The sequence below is a fragment of the Deltaproteobacteria bacterium genome (genome assembly GCA_029210625.1).
Taxonomy (GTDB): Bacteria; Myxococcota; Myxococcia; order SLRQ01; family SLRQ01; genus JARGFU01.
The window spans coordinates 44,309-64,175 of sequence record JARGFU010000009.1; the positions used below are offsets into that span (position 1 = coordinate 44,309).

At 71.8% G+C, this 19,867-nt stretch carries 13 protein-coding genes; 7 read left to right on the forward strand and 6 right to left on the reverse strand.

The window, feature by feature from the left end; all coding sequences use genetic code 11:
- Positions 1-56 precede the first annotated feature (56 nt).
- Positions 57-1,481 (reverse strand): sigma-54 dependent transcriptional regulator, encoded by a 1,425-nt coding sequence (locus P1V51_10135; GenBank protein ID MDF1563395.1) that lies wholly within the window; start codon positions 1,479-1,481, stop codon positions 57-59.
- Positions 1,482-1,673: 192 nt separating this feature from the next.
- Positions 1,674-3,887 carry an ATP-binding protein gene (locus P1V51_10140; protein MDF1563396.1) on the reverse strand — a complete coding sequence of 738 codons (2,214 nt, stop codon included), beginning with the start codon at positions 3,885-3,887 and terminating at the stop codon, positions 1,674-1,676.
- A 113-nt stretch (positions 3,888-4,000) separates the two neighbouring features.
- On the opposite strand from P1V51_10140, the gene P1V51_10145 reads away from it, so the two are divergent.
- The 5 genes from P1V51_10145 (at position 4,001) to P1V51_10165 (ending at position 9,465) form a co-directional block, all read left to right on the forward strand.
- Entirely contained in the window at positions 4,001-6,130 is a 2,130-nt protein-coding gene (locus P1V51_10145) for a transglycosylase SLT domain-containing protein (GenBank protein ID MDF1563397.1), read from the forward strand.
- Positions 6,130-7,533: an L-seryl-tRNA(Sec) selenium transferase gene (gene selA, locus P1V51_10150; GenBank protein MDF1563398.1), complete on the forward strand. Its 1,404-nt coding sequence runs from the start codon at positions 6,130-6,132 to the stop codon at positions 7,531-7,533. Before P1V51_10145 ends, selA begins: the two co-directional genes overlap by 1 nt.
- Before the next feature lie 85 nt (positions 7,534-7,618).
- Positions 7,619-8,209: an HNH endonuclease gene (locus tag P1V51_10155; GenBank protein ID MDF1563399.1), complete on the forward strand. Its 591-nt coding sequence runs from the start codon at positions 7,619-7,621 to the stop codon at positions 8,207-8,209.
- Between the two features lie 27 nt (positions 8,210-8,236).
- The gene (locus P1V51_10160; GenBank protein MDF1563400.1) at positions 8,237-8,503 is read left to right on the forward strand and encodes a hypothetical protein; all 267 of its coding nucleotides are present in this window, start codon (positions 8,237-8,239) and stop codon (positions 8,501-8,503) included.
- Complete coding sequence (locus P1V51_10165) at positions 8,503-9,465, forward strand: RluA family pseudouridine synthase (GenBank protein MDF1563401.1); 963 nt, start codon at positions 8,503-8,505, stop codon at positions 9,463-9,465. Before P1V51_10160 ends, P1V51_10165 begins: the two co-directional genes overlap by 1 nt.
- A 19-nt stretch (positions 9,466-9,484) precedes the next feature.
- On the opposite strand, the gene P1V51_10170 is transcribed toward P1V51_10165, so the two are convergent.
- Positions 9,485-10,768, reverse strand: a complete 1,284-nt coding sequence (locus P1V51_10170; GenBank protein MDF1563402.1) for a hypothetical protein — start codon at positions 10,766-10,768, stop codon at positions 9,485-9,487.
- A gap of 12 nt (positions 10,769-10,780) precedes the next feature.
- Complete coding sequence (locus tag P1V51_10175) at positions 10,781-12,622, reverse strand: HEAT repeat domain-containing protein (protein MDF1563403.1); 1,842 nt, start codon at positions 12,620-12,622, stop codon at positions 10,781-10,783.
- 37 nt (positions 12,623-12,659) lie between these two features.
- Here P1V51_10175 and P1V51_10180 point away from each other — a divergent pair, with 37 nt between their 5' ends.
- A complete protein-coding gene (locus tag P1V51_10180) occupies positions 12,660-13,487 on the forward strand; it encodes a hypothetical protein (protein ID MDF1563404.1) in 828 nt (275 codons plus the stop codon).
- A 19-nt stretch (positions 13,488-13,506) separates the two neighbouring features.
- Entirely contained in the window at positions 13,507-13,944 is a 438-nt protein-coding gene (locus tag P1V51_10185) for a cyclic nucleotide-binding domain-containing protein (GenBank protein MDF1563405.1), read from the forward strand.
- On the opposite strand, the gene P1V51_10190 is transcribed toward P1V51_10185, so the two are convergent.
- A complete protein-coding gene (locus P1V51_10190; protein MDF1563406.1) occupies positions 13,889-16,771 on the reverse strand; it encodes an Npt1/Npt2 family nucleotide transporter in 2,883 nt (960 codons plus the stop codon). The two genes, P1V51_10185 and P1V51_10190, sit on opposite strands and share 56 nt — an antisense overlap.
- Before the next feature lie 31 nt (positions 16,772-16,802).
- The gene (locus tag P1V51_10195; GenBank protein MDF1563407.1) at positions 16,803-19,859 is read right to left on the reverse strand and encodes a BamA/TamA family outer membrane protein; all 3,057 of its coding nucleotides are present in this window, start codon (positions 19,857-19,859) and stop codon (positions 16,803-16,805) included.
- Positions 19,860-19,867: the final 8 nt, after the last annotated feature.

Consider the following 19,867-nt stretch of genomic DNA (forward strand, 5'->3'; position numbering starts at 1 on the left):
ACCGTAACAGCGCCCGATCTGGCGAGTCAAGGAATCGAAGGGCCGGGAAAACGCCCTCAGGCGGTGCTCTCGTCCCGATCCCGCAGCCCCAGATCCTTCATCTTCAGCTGCAGGCTCTTGCGCGAGATCTTCAGCCGGCGGGCCGCCTGGGTGACGTTGTGGCCGGTGGCCTCGAGGGCCGAGACGATCAGGTCCCGCTCGAGATCCTGGGAGGCGGCGCGGACGATGTCCTTCATCGAGGCCGAGCCGCCGGAGTCGAAGACCTGGCGCAGGGCCTCGAGATCGGGCTGGCCGTCCCGGGGCGCGCCCTCGGCCCGGGCGCGGATCGAGTCGGGCAGATCCGCCGGCCCGATGGTGTCGCCGTCGAGGAAGAGGAAGGTCCGCTCCATCACGTTCTCGAGCTCGCGGATGTTGCCCGGCCAGGGGTAGCGCTGGAGCAGGTCCATCGCCGCGTCGTCGACGCCGCTCACCTCGAGCCCGAGCCGCTCGTTGAAGCGCTCGACGAAGCTGCGGACCAGGAAGGGGATGTCGTCCCGGCGCCCGCGCAGGGGTGGCAGATCGAGGGGCACCACGTTGAGCCGGTAGTAGAGGTCCTCGCGGAAGCGGCCGGCCGCGATCTCGGCCTCGATGTCGCGGTTGGTCGCGGCGATGAGGCGGACGTCGACCTGCAGGGTCTTCACCCCGCCGACCCGCTCGAACTCGCTCTCCTGGATCGCCCGGAGGATCTTCACCTGCATCTCGGGCGGGATCTCGGCGATCTCGTCGAGGAAGAGGGTGCCGCCGTCGGCGAGCTCGAAGCGCCCGGGCTTGGAGGCCACCGCGCCGGTGAAGGCGCCCTTCTCGTGGCCGAAGAGCTCGGCCTCCATCAGCTCCCGGGGGATGGCCGCGCAGTTGATCCGGATGAAGGGCTTCTCCCGGCGGTCCGACTGCTCGTGGAGGGCGCTGGCCACCACCTCCTTGCCGGTGCCGCTCTCACCGGTGATGAGCACGGTGGAGGGGGTCGCGGCGACCCGCTCGATGATCTGGACGATCTTCGCCATCGAGGGGGAGGCGGCGAGGACGCCCAGGGCACCGTCGGGGGAGTCGGCCGGCGAGATCTCGTCCCGGGCGAGGGCCCGCGAGCAGATGGCCTTGTCGATGACCAGGCGCAGGTCGTCCTGATCGAAGGGCTTCTGGAGGTAGTCGAAGGCGCCGGCCTTCATCGCGTCCACCGCGGTGTCCACGGTCCCGTGGGCGGTGATGACGATGACCGGGATCTCCCGGGCCTTGCGCTGGATCTCCCGGAGGAGGGAGAGGCCGTCGAGCTTCGGCATCTTGAGATCGGTGACGATCGCGTCGATGTCGTCGGCCTCGGCCAGCGCCAGCTCCAGCCCCTCCTCTCCGTTCTCGGCGGTGAGGGCCTCGTGACCCTCCTTGCGCAGGAGCGCGGCGAGGACCTTGCGGATGTTGGCTTCGTCGTCGACGACCAGGACTCGGGCCATGGGTCTTTCCTCCAGACGAGCGCACGGTAGCGGTGGGGGTCGGGGGATGTCCATGGGGGCGAGTTGCAGAAGCCGCGTTCACGTCCACGTGCACGTCCACGTACACGGGTTCTCCCGTGTACCTCGGGTAGGGGACGGGCTCCCGGGAAAGGCCGTGTACGTAGACGTGGACGTGTACGTGGACGGGGCTTTTCAGTCCTTCCGCCGAAGCGGCACCACGACCCCCCCGGGCCCCTCGTCGATCTCCTCCTCCTCGACGCTCTCGGTCCCCAGGCGTTCGCCACCGGAGAGCGGCAGCCGGACCACGAACTCGGTGCCCATCCCGGTCCGGGAGAAGACCTCGAGGGTGCCGCCGTGGTTGCGGATGAGGCGCTGGCAGATGGGCAGGCCCAGGCCGGTGCCCCGCTCCTTGGTGGTGAAGAAGGGGATGAAGAGGTTGGCGCGGTCGGTGGCGGAGATGCCGGGGCCGGTGTCGGCGACCCGCAGCTCGATGATGTCGCTGCCGGGGCCGGGCTGATGAGGACCGCCGCCGGGGGCGGGTCGCAGCCGGGTGCGCAGCTCGAGTCTCCCCTCGCCCCCCATGGCCTGCACGGCGTTGAGGGCGAGGTTGATCAGGACCTGCTGGAGCTGCTCGGGGTCCGCCTGGATCGGGGGCAGGCCCTCCTCGAGGGCGAGGCTGATGCCGACGGTCTCGGGGATCTCCCGCTTCTCGAGGAGGCGGAGGGTCTTGCGGACGACCTCGTTGAGGTCGGTGTCGGTGAACTTCGCCTTCAGGGGCCGGGCGTAGTCGAGGAACTGGGAGACGACGCCGTTGAGGCGGTCGGTCTCGTCGATGATGATCTGGAGGAACTCGCCCTCGTCGCCCTTCATGCTCTCGGGATCGAGGTACTGGGCGGCCGCCTTGATGGCCCCGAGGGGGTTGCGGATCTCGTGGGCGAGGCCGGCGGCCATCTCGCCGAGGGCGGCGAGGCGGTCGCGCTCCTTCATCCGCTCGTAGAGCTTCGAGTTCTCGACCAGGGTGGCCAGGACCTCGCTGACCATGATCAGGGCCGCGATCTCGTTGGAGGAGAAGGCCTCGTAGACCCGCTCGTCCCGCAGGTTGAGGAAGCCCACGACCCCGTGGCTGGTGCCCAGGAGGGGCACGGCCACCCCCGAGCCCATCCGCTCCATGGCCTCGAAGGAGCGGGCGAGGCGGGCGACCGCCGGAGGCTCGTGGTGGGTGTCCTCCTCGGTGCGCACCGGCCGCTCCACCTGGCGGAGGCTGGAGCGGGCCTGGGTGAGGGAGAGCTCCAGGGTCTCGCGCAGGACGGCCTTCTTGCCCTCCTGGGCGTTCTCCACCAGGGGCGCCAGGCTGGTGGCGTCGATCCAGCGGGGCGGCTCGGGGCCCCGGTGGGCCACCCTCCGGTAGCCGGTGGCGTCGGCCGAGAGGACGTAGAAGCTGGCGTGGGTGATCCGGTTGGTCTCGTAGATCCGCTCGAGGAGGCGCTCGGCGGCCATCGTGGGATCGATGATGCCGGGCAGCTCCCGGCGCAGGCGGCCGAGGACCCCGGTGAGCTCGTAGCGCTCGGCGAAGAGCCAGGCCATCACCCGCCGCTCGATCCGCGAGCGCAGGGGATCGGAGATCGTCAGGAGGACCAGCGCCGTGAGCAGGAGGTTGAAGAGGAGGATCGGGGGCGAGTCGCCCACGGCCACCACGATGAAGCCGAAGACCAGGGCCAGGAGGAGGGCGAGGCCCGAGAGCACCACGATCCGGCCGAGGAGCTCGTTCAGATCCAGCAGGCGGTGCTGGAGGACCGCCTGGGAGAGGAAGAAGAGGTAGACGACGATGCCGATGTTGCCGATGGCGGCGAAGAGCCCGGAGAGGCCGGGGATGAAGGCCGTGCCGGCGAAGCCCAGGGCGATGATCCCGCCGACGACGACGTAGTTCACCCGGGTGCGCTCGATGCGGCTCTCCGCCAGGTTCCGCTGCTGGTGGGCCAGGTAGAAGAGGGTCAGCAGGGAGCCGAAGGCGAAGGTCGCCACCACCGAGCGGGCGATGAAGCTGCGGACCAGGGGGGAGAAGGCCACCGCGGTCGAGAGGATGGCGCCGCCCAGGAGCGCCCGCTCGAAGCCCTTGCGCATGATCGGCGGCGGCGTGGGGGCGTGGGTGTGGAGAGCGGGGAAGGCCTGGAAGAAGCGGTAGGCCGAGACCGGCATCGCCGCGCCGGAGACGAGGATCAGGCGGGAGAAGATCTCCCCGCCGGTCGCCGCCAGCAGGAAGTCGGTGAGGAGCCAGACCGAGAGGTTGCCCGAGAGCAGGGCGAAGAGCTGGGCGTGGCGCCGCTCGGTGGCTCGCAGGGAGACCGCGACCGCCAGCACGGCGGCGATGAGCGCGGCCATGAAGGCCGACTGTGCTCTCAGGTCCATCGTCCGCCGGCAATGTAGCAGGCAGGCTGGCAGCCGCAACGACCGGGATCACAGCCGGCTGGCACTCCTGTCACGATCCTGACAGGAGGCCGCGTCCTTTGTTATCGAGGTTCATGGTGTCCGTCCCGCAGCGCCTCCTCGCCCCGGTCTCCCTCGGCCTGCTGGGGCTCTGCCTCGGCGCCACCGGGCCTGCCCGCGCCGGGCCGGAGAGCGTCCGGCTCGAGGCGGCGGAGCTGGTCCCGGCGCCGAGCGACGCCTGGGCCGGGGCCGACCCGGCCCTGCAGGGCTGGCTGGAGGTGCGAGCGCTGCGCGAGGCCCTCGCCGCGCCGGGGAGGGCGCCCGCGGGGCTGGCGGCCCGGATCCAGGCGCTGCCGGCGGGGCACCCGGCGAAGGTGGGACTGGTCGTGGCCTGGGTGGAGCGGCACCTCGCCTCGCCGCCGGCCCCGGCCACCCTGGAGGAGGGGCTCTCCCTGGTCGGCGACGCCCTGGGGACCGAGCCCGAGCTCGAGGCCGAGCCGCCCCTGCGGGTGGCGTACGCCCGCCTGCTCGAGGCGGCCGGCCGCGGCCCGGAGGCTCGCCATCAGCGCCTCACCCTCCTGCGCCGGGGTCCGGCCTCGGCGGAGGGGCTCGCCGCCACCGCCGCCGACCCCACGCTGCCCTCCGCGCTGGAGCCCGCCGCCCAGGTCGATCGCCTCGCGGCCCTGGTCGCCGCCAACCACAGCGCCCTGGCCATCCCCGAGGCCCTGCGCCTGCGGGCGAGCCTGGAGCCCGGCGGAGAGGTCGCCTGCCGCCTCTCCCTGATCCTGGGCAAGGCCCACCGCCTGGAGCGCAACTACCGGGAGGCCATCGACGAGCTGGAGGCCTACGGCGAGCGCTGCCCGCAGCGGGCGGATCAGGTGCTGGAGGCCGAGTGGCTCCGCGCCTCGGCCGCCTCCATCGCCCTGCGGGATCCCGCCATCCCGCTCTACCAGCGCCTCATCGAGCGCCACCCGGACGACCCCCGGATCGACGACGCCCTCTTCTTCATCGCCGACCTCCACCTCCTCGCCGGCCGGGACGACGAGGCCGCGCGGGTGCTCGAGACGATCCTGGCGGAGCACCCGCAGGGGAACTTCGCCCTGAAGGCGGCCTGGCGCCTGGCCCGGCGCTGGCTGCGGGTCGGGAGGCCGGGCAAGGCGATGGTGGCCCTCAAGCGCTACGAGAAGCTGGCGGCCCGGCGGGCCTCGGGCTTCGACCTGCGCCGGGCGCGCTACTTCCAGGCCCTGACCCTGCTCTCCCGGGGCGGCAGCAAGGGGAGGGCGGCGGCCCTGCGCCTGCTGCGGCAGGTGATCGACGAGGGGCCCCTGACCTTCCACGGCAGCTTCGCCCGGGCCCTCCTGCGCGAGCACGCGCCGGCGGAGGCGGCCGCGCGCGATCGGCGGCTGCTGGCGACCCCCCGCCCGCCGGGCACCTTCCCCCCGCAGACCGTCTCCCGGGACTTCCTCGAGGGCGAGGCGGTGCGGGTGGGGCGTCGCCTCCTCGCCCTGGGCCTGGAGGCGGAGGCCCGGGAGGTGCTCGGCGAGATCCCCCGGCGGGGGCTGAAGGGCCCCGAGGTCCTCGTGCTGGCCGGGCTGCTCGCGCGGGCCGGTGGCGTCCGGGAGGCGCAGCTCCTCCTGCGCGCGACCCGCGCCGGGCGGGCGGCGCTGGGCAAGCGCCCGACCCGCCGGAACCTCTGGGTCTGGCAGACCGCCTATCCTCGCGCCTACCGCTCGCTGATCGAGGCGGCCTGCGCCCCCGTCGCGGTGCCGCCCGACCTGGTGCAGGCCATCATCCGGGAGGAGAGCGCCCTCGATCCGGGCGCCCGCTCCTGGGCCGGCGCGGTGGGCCTGGCGCAGCTGATGCCGACCACCGCCGGGGACACCGGCCGGCGGATGGGGCTGCCCGAGCCGGTCACGGCCGAGCGGCTCCTCGATCCCGAGCTCAACCTCCGGGTCTCCTGCCGCTACCTCTCGGACCTGCGCAGCCAGGTCGGAGAGGCGCTGCCCCTGATGGTCGCCGCCTACAACGGCGGGGGCCGCAGCGTGCAGGGCTGGCAGGAGGAGCGGGGTGAGCTCCCCCTGGTGCTCTTCCTGGAGACCATGGGCTACGCCGAGACCCGGCGCTACACGCGGCGCGTGCTCGAGACCCTGGCCGCCTACCGCTTCCTCTACGGTGCGGATGGGGAGAGACTCTTCCTGCCGGACGCCCCGGCCCGGAGCGAGTGATGAGCCACGACGATCTCCAGCGGCGCCTGCGGGCGCTCCCCGCGGTGGACGCCCTCAAGGCGCGGCCGGCGGTGCAGGCCCTGGAGGCCGAGCACGGCGCGGCCCTCCTGCTCTCGGTCCTGCGGGAGTGCGTCGAGCGCGCCCGCCAGCGGCTGCGCGAGAGCGACGCGCCCGCCGAGGCGGTGATCGACGCCGAGTGCGGCGACGCGGCCATCGAGGCGGCGCTCGGGCGAGCGCTGGCCCCCACGCTGCCCCCGCTGCACAACGCCACCGGGGTGCTGCTGCACACCAACCTCGGGCGGGCGCCGCTGGCCCTCGAGGCCCGGGAGGCGATGCTCGCGGCGGCGGCCTTCGTGCCCCTGGAGATCGATCTGGGCTCCGGCCGGCGCGGCCCGCGGGCCCCGGGGGTGGTCGCGCACCTGAAGGCGCTCTCGGGGGCCGAGGGCGCGCTGGTGGTGAACAACTGCGCGGCGGCGGTGATGCTGGTCCTGGCCGAGCTGGCCCAGGGGCGGGAGGTGCCCGTCTCCCGGGGCGAGCTGGTCGAGATCGGCGGCGGCTTCCGGGTGCCCGAGGTGATGGAGCGCAGCGGCTGCCAGCTGCGCGAGGTGGGGACGACCAACCGCACGCGCCTCCGGGACCACGCCGCCGCCGTCGGGCCCCGGACCGGGGCGCTGCTCAAGGTCCACCGCTCGAACTTCAGCATCGAGGGCTTCACCGAGGAGGCCTCCCTCGAGGAGCTGGCGGGTCTGGCCCGCGAGACCGGCCTGCCCCTCGTGGTGGACCTGGGCTCGGGCCTCTTCTCGACAGCCGCGCAGGGCACCGTGCTGGAGTCGGAGGCCACGGTGGACGGCTGCATCGCCGGCGGCGCCGATCTGGTCTGCTTCTCGGGCGACAAGCTCCTGGGCGGGCCGCAGGCCGGCATCGTGGTCGGGAAGGGCGCGCTGATCGAGCGCCTGGGCCGCCACCCCCTGATGCGCAGCCTGCGCTGCGACAAGGTCACCCTGGCGGCCCTGGAGGCGACCCTGGCCCTCTACCGCCGCGGCGCCCACGCCCGGGTCCCCCTCCAGCGGATGGTGCGGGCGACGGTGCCGGATCTGGCCGCCCTCGGCGCCTTCCTGCTGGAGCCGCTCTGCGCCGCCGGCCTGGACGCCAGCCTGGAGCCCTGCACCGATCGCGTCGGCGGCGGCAGCTCGCACCGGCTCGCGCTCCCCGGGATGGCGGTGCGCCTGCGGGTGCCGACGCCGGAGCGGGTCTCGGCCCGCCTGCGCCGCGGAGAGGGGGGGCACCCGGGGGTCGTCGCCGTGGTCCGCGAGGACGCCCTCTGGCTGCACCTGCGCACCCTCGAGCCCGAGCTCCCGGTGCTGGAGGCGGTGGCCGCCGCGGTGATCGCCGCGGCGCGCTAGAGGCGCCGGGGCCTCGATCGGGAAAGCCTCGCAGAGGCGGGGACTTGCGGAGCCTCCTTGTCGGATCGCTATAATGTCGGTGTTGATGTTGAACACCGCAGTCCTGGTGCTGAACAAGCACTATCAGCCGATCCATGTGACCACCGTGCGGCGCGCCTTCGTCCTGCTCTACCAGGGGGCGGCCAAGGCCGTGGACGAGCGCTACCAGCTCTACGACTTTCCCTCCTGGTCGGCCCTCTCGGCCCACGAGGACAGCATCGGGACCGTGCGGACCCGGATCCGCGTCCCGCGGGTGGTGCTGCTGCAGGCCTGCGCTGCGCTGCCCCGGCGGCAGGTGCGCTTCTCCCGCCTCAACATCTACCTGCGGGACGGGAACACCTGCCAGTACTGCGGCCGGACCCTGCCCCGGGAGGGCCTGAACCTCGATCACGTGAAGCCGCGCACCCAGGGGGGCGTGACCTCCTGGGAGAACATCGTCTGCTGCTGCATCCGCTGCAACCTGAAGAAGGGCGGCCGGACCCCGGAGCAGGCGGGGATGCGTCTCCTGCGCCGACCCCACAAGCCCCGGTGGTCTCCCCTGATCCGGAAGGGCCTGCGGCCGGGCATCCTGGCCCAGTGGCGGCCCTTCCTCTCCGAGGCGGACGCCGCCTACTGGAACACCGAACTCTTGCCTTGAGCGCCCTTTCGGGCGAGGAATTGACCCATGGCCCTCATCGACACCAAGGAAGCCGCCTGGCGTCGCGCTCGCGCGATCGCCTCGGACATCTCCCTCTACAACGAGAAGAAGGTGGTCGAGGGGATCGAGAACGACGATCTCTTCACCCGCCTCGCCGACGAGATCGAGGAGGGCCGAGAGCACTACAAGAGCGGCATCCACCCGGAGCTCTACGCGAGCACGAACTACTTCGACCGTGCCCTGGTCGACATCGTGATCCGGCCCAAGGGGCACATCAAGTCGAAGATCTGGTAGTGCCTGGACTTCACCGGCTGGAGGTGGAGGCGGCCGAGGCCGGGCAGCGGATCGACCGCCTGCTCGCCGGACGCCTCCCCGGGCTCTCCCGCTCCCGCTGCCAGCAGCTCATCGAGGAGGGGAGGGTGACCCTCGAGGGGGTCGCCGTGGATCGGCCCTCCCGGAAGGTGGACGCCGGGATGACCCTGGAGGTCGAGGTCCCGGAGGTCGTCTCCCCGGACGACGCGCCGGCCGCCCAGGATCTCCCCCTGCCGATCCTCTACCAGGACGGGGCGATCGTGGTCGTGGACAAGCCGGCCGGGATGGCGGTGCACCCGGCGCCGGGCTCGGTCGACGGGACGGTGGTCAACGCCATCCTCTTCCACGTGCCCGACCTGAAGGGGATCGGGGGCGAGCTGCGGCCCGGGGTGGTGCACCGCCTGGACAAGGACACCACCGGGGTCCTCGTCCTGGCCAAGTCGGACGCGGCGCTCCAGGGGCTGCAGGCCCAGTTCAAGGAGCGGACGGTGGAGAAGGTCTACCTCGCCCTGGCCCGCGGGCGCTTCGACGACGACGAGGGGGCGAGCGACGCGCCGCTGGCCCGCCACCCCGTGGACCGCAAGCGCTTCACCGGTCAGCGGACCGGGGGGCGGCCGGACGCCCGGGCGGCCCTGACCCGCTGGCGGGTGCTGCGCCGCTTCACGGGCGCGGCCGAGCTGGAGGTGAGGCCGAAGACCGGGCGGACGCACCAGATCCGGGTGCACCTGGCCGAGGCGGGCCACCCGCTGATCGGCGAGGGGATCTACGACCTCGGGCGGGGCAAGCCGGGGCCGAAGGTCGTCCGGGCGGCGAAGGTGCTCGGGCACCACGCGCTCCACGCGCACCGGCTCTCCTTCGAGCATCCGGAGACGGGTGAACGGATGACCTTCGAGGCGCCGCTGCCGCCGGAGTGGGCGAGGGCCGTCGAGATCCTCTCCGAGTAGCCCGCGAGCCCCTGGGCCCCTAACCCATGGTCACCTTGCGTTTACCCTTCGCGAGCACCCGCACCGGCTGGATGGCCATCACCTTCATGAAGACCTGCAGCAGCTCGGGGTCGAACTTGTGGCGCATCTCGCTCCACATGAGGGTCAGCGCGATCTCGGGGCCGTAGGCGTCGCGGAAGGGGCGGTTCGAGGTGAGGGCGTCGTAGGTGTTCGTGATGGCGAGGATCTTCGAATAGATCGCCAGGTGGGTCTTCGGGATGATCATCTGGATCTGTCCCTTGGAGTCCTTCACCGCGGTGCCGAAGTCCTCGTGGTGCTCGATGGTCGAGACCAGGCGGGAGACCTCGGTGCGCGAGAGGCCGCCCCGGGAGAGGATGTCCTCGACCGCCCGCAGCGGCGCCCGGTTGATCTCGGCCTTCTCGGCCACGGAGAGCGCGCCCCTCTTGCGCATCAGGTCGGGGTCGATCACCGCCATGCCCACGTCGTGGAAGAGGGCGATGAGCCCGAGCTGCTTGAGCTGCGCCTTGGACAGGCCGAGCTCCGAGCCGAAGACGATCGAGATCAGCGCCGTGTTGACCGAGTGGAAGACCAGGTAGTCCTGCTCCCGGTCCATGGTCGTCATCCCCAGGAAGTGGGTGCGCTGCTCGAAGCAGATGTCGACCAGATCCTGGATGAAGCGGTCGGCGGTCCGGAGGGAGATGGTCTTCCCCTCGCGCAGCCGCTCCATGTAGGTCCGCATGTAGAAGATCGCCCGGGCGTAGACGGTGACCGCGTACTTCTTGCGATCGACGGCGTCCTCGTTGTCGTCCTTGAGCTTCTCCTTGATCTTCTTCCACTTGCTGACCTTGATGTTGACCAGCTTGCGGCCCATGACGCCGTCCTCGTCGGCGTCGTCCTCGTTCTTGGCGGAGAAGATCCAGACGAAGTTGCGCAGCTCGTCCATGTTGATGGGGTGCTGGAGCACGAAGCCGCCGACCCCCTTCTCCTGGAACTCGGCGACCAGGGCCCGGACGTTCTCCAGGCTGTTGTAGTCGGTCTTCACCAGCATGTTGTTGAGGTAGAAGGACTCCTTCATCGCCTGGAGGACGAGCTGGTTGTCCGCCGCGATGATGGTGTTGATGGTGTCCTTGAGCACCTCGAGGGGCTTCACGAAGATCGCGTTCTCGGGGTCGTAGAGCTTCACCGAGCGCACGAGCATGTAGAGGGAGGAGACCAGCTGCTTGCCGAGGGACTGCAGCTTGTCGCTGTGCTCCCGTCCGAACTCGTCGATCCGCTCGTCGCTGCCGGATCCGGTGATCTTCATCCCGCCGCTCATCTAGTCCTCTTCCTCCTCACCGAAGAGCTCCTTGCGCACCGCCGCCATGCCTCGCTTGGCCGCCGTGATCACCTCCGGGGCGTTGCCCTTCCGCTCGGCCTCCGCCTGGAGGAGCTGGAAGGAGGGGATGGAGGCCAGCTGGGAGAGGCCGGCGATGGCCAGCTGCTGCTCCTCGGTCTGGGCCTTCTTGAAGAGCCCCTTGGGCTTGAGGAGGTCGGCGAAGTAGGAGAGGGCGCCCGGCTGCTGGGTGGCGCCGAGGGCCCCGTAGACCTGCATGCGCTCCTTCAGGTCGCGCTTCTGGAACTCGTCGGACTTCACCAGCTTCAGGAGGGCCTGGTAGGCCTTCTGCTGGTCGTAGATGGGGAGCAGGCGGGCGGCCTGGATCCGCATCTGGGCGTTGTCGTCGTCGAGGCGCTCGGAGATGAGGGCCCGGCACTCCTCGGTGCGGGAGCGGGCGATGACGCCGAGGGCCTCGAGGCGGACCGCGAGGTTGGGGTTCTTCAGGGCCTGCCCGAACATCTGGATCTTGTTGGGCGCGTCGATGCGGTCGATGATGTACATCATGTCGCGCACGAGCTGGCTGCGCTCGGAGTTCAGCCGCGCGGCGAAGGGCTCGGGGGTCTCCTTGCCGATGGCGACCAGGGCGTCGCAGATGATGACCCGGTTCTCCTGGATCTCGATGGTGTCGAGGATGTCCAGCAGGGGCGGGATGACCGTGGCGTCGAGGACGTAGAGGTAGCGGAAGACCTCCTTGGGGTTCCTCGGCCGGCTCGTGTTCAGGATCTCGCCGATCTTCCGCAGCCGCTCCTCGTCACCCATCCGGCCGACGAAGTACTCGTGGGTCTGGTGGAAGAAGTCCCCGTGGGTGGGGTCGCGCTCGGCGGCCCGGAACTTGGTGAGGATCTGGTTGATGGAGGAGAAGTCCTCCTGGAGGAGCATCGCGTCGAGGAGCTGGAGGAAGACCTCGCGCACCGCCCGCTCGTCGCCCTGCTGCCCCGCCGACTCGGTGACCTTGAAGACGATGTTCACCAGCTTGGGGAGCATCCGCTCGCGCTCGTCGAGCTCGATCTCGGTCTGGAGGCGGGCGGCCAGCTCGTCCTCGCAGGGCTGGCCGGAGATGATGGCGCCGCGGATCTGCTCGACGTCGTCGATCTCCCGGTCGAGATCCTCGGCGGAGAGGCGGGCGAAGCGCAGGTAGTCCTTGGAGTCCGACTTGAGGCGCGAGTAGAGGTAGTTGACGATCTTGTCGACCTCGATCTCGACGTCGTCCTCCTCCATGTCGTCGATCTTGAAGCTGTCGACGACGACGTACTCGATGTCCTCGAACTGCGACTCCCACATCAGGGAGAGGGCGTTCTTGCCGAGGTAGTCGGCCGAGTTCAGGTTGGCCATGCAGATCTGAATCCAGGCCTGGAACTCGGGCATCGTCAGGGTGGGCCGGAAGATCAGCCGGCGCACGCCCTCCCGGTAGAACTTGTAGGGGATCGACTCGTTCTGGAAGGTCTCGCTGAAGACGTGCTGCTTGTTGAAGATGAAGCCCGAGGCCTCCACCGAGACCACCATCGGCCCGTAGGCCTCACCGTAGCGGTGGATCGCCTCCAGCGCCGGCTCGAGATACTCGGGGTGCCGGGCGGTGTTGTGCATGTAGATGCCGATGTTCTTGATGCCCTTCGCGATCTGCGAATAGGCCTCGTGCACGGCCCTGGTCTTGGCCTTCAGCGTGGCCTCGTCCGCCGACTCGGCGTCGACGGAGACCGCCGCCTGCCGCTGGGGCTGGACCGTCGTCTGCTGCTCGTGGAGGTCGACGTCGGAAAAGAGCTTGTCTAGGCTGGAGTCCGCCATGGGTGATCTTCGTCATACTATCCCTTTGACCGGGGCCGTGTCCCGCGAGGGCCGCTCCCGGGCCCGCAGCCGCCTCCCGGTCCTCCTGATCCCTCTCCTCCTCGCCGCCTGCTCGATCGGGCCGAAGCGGGGGCGCCCCTCGGACCAGCCGCCGGCCGTGGCCGAGGACGAGGTGCTGATCCTCGAGCCCAAGCTGCGCGGCGTGCCCCAGGAGGTGCTGCCGGACGTCCTGCGGGTGCTCGAGGGCGTGGTGGCCCGCGAGGGCCAGCGCGCGGTCCGCGAGGGCGAGCACGAGGCGCTGCGGGACGTGGAGAGCCGGGCCGCCCTGCGGGGCGACGGCAGCCCCGCAGCCCTGGGCGAGATGGCCTCTCACCTGCGGATCGGGCGGATCATCGACGGCTGGGTCGGGCAGAACGCCGATCGCTTCGTCTGGGTGCTCTCGGTGGTGGATCACGAAGGCGTTCGCCAGGGCGTGATCGGCGGCTCGGCGGCCCTGGACGACGAGGGGCGCTGGGCCCTGATGGCCCGCAGCGCCCGGGAGGTGCTCTTCCCCGGCAAGGCCCCCCTCGAGCCGGGGGCGGCCTGGCTGACCGAGCGCCTCGAGCAGCGGCGCGACGCCTGGCTCTGCCTGGGCGAGCACCTCCTCACGGCGGTGGTGCCCAGCGGGCGGGCGACCCTCGAGATCCGGATCGAGGACGACGGCCGCGCCTCCCAGGTCTCGGTGCTGGAGAGCAGCCTGGGCGATCGCAGCCTGGAGATCTGCCTGGAGGAGGCGGGGCGGGCGATCCGCCTGACGGGCACCAGGCCGGCCAAGGCCGAGCGGGTGCGCATCCCCGTGGTGCTCTCGACGGGGACCGGTCCGTAGTAGGCTGCGGGCGAGCCCCATGCTGACCACCGTCGAGAAAGTCCTCTTCCTGAAGTCGATCGATCTCTTCGCCCGGATCCCGGGCGAGGATCTGGCGCAGATCAGCGTGATCACCGAGGAGGTCACCTTCGAGGACGGCGAGGCGATCTTCGAGGAGGGCGAGCTGGGCGACGCGCTCTTCCTGGTCGTCTCGGGGAAGGTGAAGGTGCACAAGGGCAGCCGGGAGGTCGCGCGCCTCGGGGCCGGCGAGTGCTTCGGCGAGATGGCCATCCTCGACAGCGCGCCGCGCTCGGCCTCGGTGAGCGCCATCGACGACGTCGACTGCCTGAAGATCGCCCGCGAGGACTTCTACGACATCCTCGGCGAGAAGCCGGAGATCGCCCAGGGCATCATCCGGGTCCTCACGGCCCGGCTGCGGCGAACCCTGGACGACGTGGCAGGCTCGCGAGCTTCCTGACCAGGGGGCTGGGATCCTCGGCCAGGCGGTCGAGGACCCGCCGCGCCTCGGGCTCCTCGAGGTGGTGGCCCGCGACCCAGCCGGCGGTCTCCCGCACCAGCGGATCCGCGGCGTCGAGGAAGGGGAGCGCGCGCTGGCCCACCGCGGGATCGGTGGTGGCGGCGCGGTCCGAGAGGTAGCGCAGGGCGCAGGCGCAGACCCAGGGGGAGGGGTCGGCCAGCAGCTGCTCCAGGGCGTCGCTGGCCGGCAGCACCTCGAGCTCGAAGAGCCCCCGGCCCACCTCCAGCGTCTCCTCGACGGGGGTGTCGTCCACCAGGGGCAGGACGATGCCCCGGTGCTCCTTGGTCAGGGTGTTGTCGAGGACCTCCAGGGCGTTGGCGCGGATGGCGGGCACCTCGGAGGAGAGGCCGGCGTGGACCACCTCGATGGTCTTGGTCGGGTAGATCACGCCCAGGAGCAGGAAGATCCGCTCCCGGGAGAGCCCCGCGGTCTCCTCCAGCGCGGCGGCGAGGAGGCCGCCCTCGGCGAGGGCCCGTCCCCGCAGCTCGAGATCCTCGAGGCGCTGGAGGGCCTCGAAGGCGACTCGCGCCTCGCGGGAGAGCGCGCGCTCGATGGCGCCGCGCGGGGTCGCGAGGCCGGGGTGGCGGTAGAGGATCCGGTTGAGCGCCCGGCAGACCCGCGAGCGCAGCAGGCCGTCCACCTCGTCGAGGTGCCGGGCCAGGAGGTTGGCGGCCTCGACGGTGGCCAGGCGCCCGAGCACCGGGGGGATGTTGCGGCGGATGGCGATCTCCTCGCCGGAGTTGGCCAGCACCTTGGAGAGGGTGCGCTCGACCCCCGCGCCGTAGAGGGCCAGCGCGGTGATGGCCGCCGGCGCGGTCTCCTTCGAGCCGAGCTTGTAGATCAGCGGCAGGACCAGCTCCGGGCTGCGCATCTGCCCCGCCGACTCGATGGCGGCCAGGCGCACCCGCAGATCGGGATCTCCCAGGAGGCGGAGCACCGGCTGGTAGAAGTTGCGCACCCGGATGGCGCCCAGCACCCGCGCGCCGTGCCGGCGCAGGACGGGGTCCTCGTTCTCCAGCATGGCCTTGAGGGACTCGGCGGCCGCCAGCACCCCGTCGAGGCCGCCGAAGCGGATCATCCCGACCATCGCGGCGGCGCGGATCTCCGGGCTCTCGTCCTCCAGGAAGGGCTGCACCGCCCGGATGGCCTTCTCCCGTCCGATGGCGCAGTAGGCGGTGATGGCCTCGGCTCGCACCGTCTGCTCCGGATCCTCGACCCGGCGGAAGACCTCGGCGCCGTACTCGAGGGAGCCCCGGTGGGCCAGGTGGGCCAGCGCCCGGGTGCGGACCTCGGGGCTCTCGTGATCGAGGAGGCCCACGACCACCGGATCCCAGTCGTGCCTCTCCACGTGGCGGATCAGCTCGAGGGCGTTCTTCACCTCGCTGACGTCGTCGCTGCCCAGGGAGCGCACCAGGGCCTGGATGGTGGCGTCGTCGCTGATCCGCAGGGGGCTCTGCTCGAGGTCCAGGCGCCGGCGGCGCAGGGTCTCCAGCAGGGTCTTCACGTACTCGGAGCGGGTGCCCAGCACCAGGCCGATCCAGGCCACGCAGAGCACCGCCGAGGGGAGGGCGAGCCAGTGCACGTTGGCCTTGAGGGTCTCGAAGCTGCCCATCAGGAGGGCCAGGGTCAGCCCGGTCCCTCCGTAGGCCACGGGCTTGAGGATGCCGTCGATGAAGGCCTTGGCCTTCAGCCGGCTCTGGGCGGGCACCGGCAGGTAGAGGAGCTGGGTGGTGGCGTCGTTGACCGTGTAGCGGAAGACCGCGTCGCCGCCCTTGGCCAGGGCCGCGACCATCGCGCTCGGGAAGAGGAAGACCGCGGCGCTGCCCAGGCCCAGGGAGAAGGGCAGCAGCGAGAGGGCCGCCACGATGCCGAAGCGCTCGAGGAGGCGGCCGGTGACGAAGAGCTGGATGAAGAAGGAGAGCAGCCCGGTGAAGCCGTAGAGCAGGGCGAAGAAGGCCGTCAGCTCGTTCTTGTCGTAGGTGGCCCGGGCCAGGATCTTGAACTGGTAGTCCACCAGGGTGGTGACCACGAAGGTGAGCATCACCATCCCGGCGATGATCCGCAGGTGCTTCGAGGCGAAGATCCGGGCGCTGCCGCCGGCGAGGGCCGACTTCTTCTTCGTCCCCCCGGCGCCCCGCACCTGCGCGGCGAGGAGCTGCTGCCGGCCGCTGCGGCCGAGGAGGACGACCATCGCCGCGACCATCACCAGCGCGAGGGCCATCACGAAGAGCAGGTTCTCGGTGCCGAGGGTGGCGACCAGGGCGGCGGAGCCGAAGCCGACGATGATGTTGGCCAGCACGCCGCCGGCGCCGATGACGCCGAAGAGGCGCTTCGCCTCGCGGGTGTTGTGGACCGTGTTGGCGAAGGACCAGAACTGGATGATGAGCAGGCTGCCCATCACCTCCACCAGCACGTAGAGGAGGGCGAGGACCCCCGGGAGCTCCACGCCGATCGCCACCCGGGCGCAGAGGATGGCGCCCAGGAGGATGAGGGTCGTGGCGAGGATCAGCCGGTCGAGGCGGGTGCCCGCGGTGAGGCGCGAGTAGATCCAGGAGGCGGCCGAGACCGCGGCCGCGCTGGCCACGTACATCCAGGGCAGGAGCGCGGGATCGTAGCGGGTGAGGAAGAGGGAGGACGCGACGGTCCGCCCGATGATGATCACCCCGACGACGTTCAGCAGGTAGAAGAAGTGGAGGGCGGTGGCGCGGAGCTCGTGCGAGCGGATCTTGAGAACCGCGTATAGGAATCCCGTTGCTGACGACGCCATCTGGAGGCCGAGCCTAGCGCAAGCGCCAGCCTCAGAACACGCCTCCGAGCCCGGCGAAGGGTTCGGTGACCCCCGCGCCGGTCAGGCCGCGGGCCAGCCCCAGGCGCAGCTGCAGGGGCAGGAGGTAGCCCACCGTCAGCTCCAGGCGCAGCTCGGCGCCCACCCCGACCCCCGGGGTGCCGCCCTGGAAGACCCCCGGGAGATCGTCGGCGGTGCCCACGTCGAGGAAGAGGGCGCCGGTGATCCGCCGCAGGAAGAGGGGGAGGAAGCCCTTGCCGCGATCGATCTCCCAGATCGGGAAGCGGTACTCGCTGCTGGTGGCCAGCAGGGCGTCGCCGGCGAAGGCCCCCGAGGGGTAGCCGCGCAGCACCGTCAGGGGCAGGGAGCCCCCGATCAGCGCGGCCTGGAAGGGGTCCTGGAGGCCCGGGCCGCCCAGGAGGTAGCGGCTGCGCCCGCTGCCGCCGCCGAGGGTGACGCTCGCCCGCCCCCGGAAGGCCAGGACGTGGCGGCGGGCGAAGGGCAGGGGCTGGAAGGCGAAGAGGTAGAGGGTCAGGTCGAGGGAGTCGCTGGCCGAGCCGAGCAGGCGGGAAGAGAGGCCCGCCTGCACGGTGAGGCGCACCCCCTCCTCGGCGGAGATGCTCTCGGCGAAGGCGTGGATCGTGGAGGCGGTCCAGCTGAAGGAGAGCTGGTTGAGCCAGATGCTCTCGGGCAGGAGGTAGGGGAGCTCGCCCGCCCAGGGGCCGGGGACCGCCTCCAGCACCGCGAGGCGGCGCAGGTCGAGGTTCAGGCCCAGGCCCTGGAAGCGATCGTAGTGGGCGTCCTCGAGGGAGAGGGAGAGGGAGAGCCCGCTGACCCGCTGCTGGAAGTAGAGGCGGCCGGCGGGGCGGGGCGTGCTCGCGGCGAGGCCGAGGTAGGAGTGGGAGGAGACCTCGAGGGAGGGCACCGAGCCGGCGTGGCGGTAGGCGAGGGAGTAGCCCGGCTCGAGGCTCGTGGTGCCCAGCCAGATCGAGGCGCCCCAGGCGTGCTTGCCGACGACGTCGGCGCCGCCGGTGACCACGCCGAGGGTGGCGCCGAGGGCGTCCCCGCCGAGGCTGGGGATCCAGTAGTGCGGGCGCAGGGTGGCCAGGGGCCGGTAGGGCCGCACGGGGTGGACCCGGGGCCGGGAGACGAAGCGGCTCGGCCGCGCCGGGGGGCCGGGGGCCGCCGGTGGCGCGTCCTCCTCGGGGGCGAGCGCGGCCAGGGCCTCGGCGTCGAGCGGGAGGCGGTAGATGTCGTAGCCCTCCCGGGTGTAGCCGATGTAGGCCAGGCTCTCGCCGTCCGGGAAGTAGCGGGGCTCGAAGGCGCCGGTGCGCACCCGGGTGAGGCGGCGGGGGACCGAGAGGGGCGCCTCGAGGGGGAGGGCGAAGAGGTCGAAGATGCCCTCCCGATCCGCGCTGTAGATCAGGAAGCGGTGGTCGGGGGAGAAGGCCGGGTGGATCTCGTCCTCGGGGCTCGCGGCGAGGAGCTGCAGGGCATCCTCGCCGACCGGCCCGGCGTCCGGCGCGGCGGACTCCCGGGCCTCGCCCTCGGCGTCGGGCGGGAGGGAGAGGAGGCCCACGTCCCAGCTGCCGCCGAGGGGGTGGAGGGCGAGGGCGAGGTGATCCCCCTCCGGACAGAAGACGATCCGGTCGAGGGGGGTCCCCGGGCGCGCGAAGATCCGGCGAGGGGGGCCGAGTCGAACCACCGGGGCGCTGCCCTCGGCCGCCGCCGGGGGCGGCAGGTGCAGGCTCGCCAGGTAGACCGCCATCTCGCCTCGCCGCTGGGCGATCCAGGCGACCCGGTCGCCCGCCGGCGAGACGGCCAGGTGCGTGGCCCTCATCCCGGCGGTGAGGCGGAGCCCCTCGGGCTGCAGCGCCGTGCCCTCCTCGCCGAGGGGGGCGACGAAGAGATCGGTGGTGAACTGGAAGGTCTGATGATCCTCCCGCGCCAGGTAGAGGAGGGTCTCGCCGTGGGGCGCGGGCGCGAGGTCCGAGAGCCCCGACTGCCGGCGCAGGCGGAGGGCCTCGCGGGTCCGGGGGCTCCAGCGGTAGACCCCCGGGAAGTCCTCGCCGTTCGAGGCCTGGAAGAGCACGCTGCCGTCCCCCATCGGGCGCGGCGAGCCCACGACCCGGCCCAGCCGGGTCAGGCGGCGGCCCTCCCGGCGCCCCCGGGCCTCGACCTCCGCGAGCCGCTCGAGGTGCCGCGCGGTCTCCTTGCGCCGCCAGGTCTCGTAGTGCTCCTCCATCCCGACCCCGGTGGTGGCCTCGGCCGAGAGGTTGTAGGCGAAGGGCAGCACCCGCCCGGCGTAGTCGGTGGTCATCCGTGCCGTGGCCGCCTCGCCGGACTCCTGGAGGATCGACTCCCAGACCCGGCCTCCGTAGATCCAGAGCAGGCCCGGCCCGGGCCACTCGGTGGGGCCGGCGTTCATCCGCCCGAGGGGCCAGAGCTCGCCTCGCCCGCGCTCCTCGTCGATGAGCTGGGTCCGCAGGAGCATGTCCACCCGGGCGCTGCGGTTGCGGCCCTTGCCCGAGAGCTGGCTCTCGTGGCGGGTGGCGACCCCCTCGACGATCCAGCCGGGCTGGTAGCCGTTGGGGGAGAAGAGGGGCCCGAAGATCCGGTTGCCCAGGGCCGGCAGCCCCTCGGTGTGATCGAGGTGGAGGACGTGCACGTACTCGTGCACCAGCAGCAGCCAGAGGTAGTCGTCGTAGTGGCCGAGGCTGCTGTCGGGGCCCGGCGGCGTGAGCCGGGCGTGGAGCTGGGGGAAGGGGAAGGAGGTCGCCATCCCGTTGGGGTCCTCGTGCTGATCGGTGAGGACCACCTCGGTGCGCCGCGCGGGGCGGTGGTTCAGGAGGGGGACCAGCTGGCGGTGCGCCTCCTCCAGCCGCTCGGCGGCCGCGACCGCCTGCGCGTAGGCGCCGTCGGGGAAGTGGATCAGGAAGTGCGGCGTCTCGAGGGTCCGCCAGACCAGCCGCGGATCCGGGGCGCCCTCGGCCGGGGTGCCCGGCAGCAGCAGCGCCGTGGCCAGCAGGAGGAGGAGGGCGCCGCGGCGCAGGTGGGCGAGGAGGGGCACGTCGATCT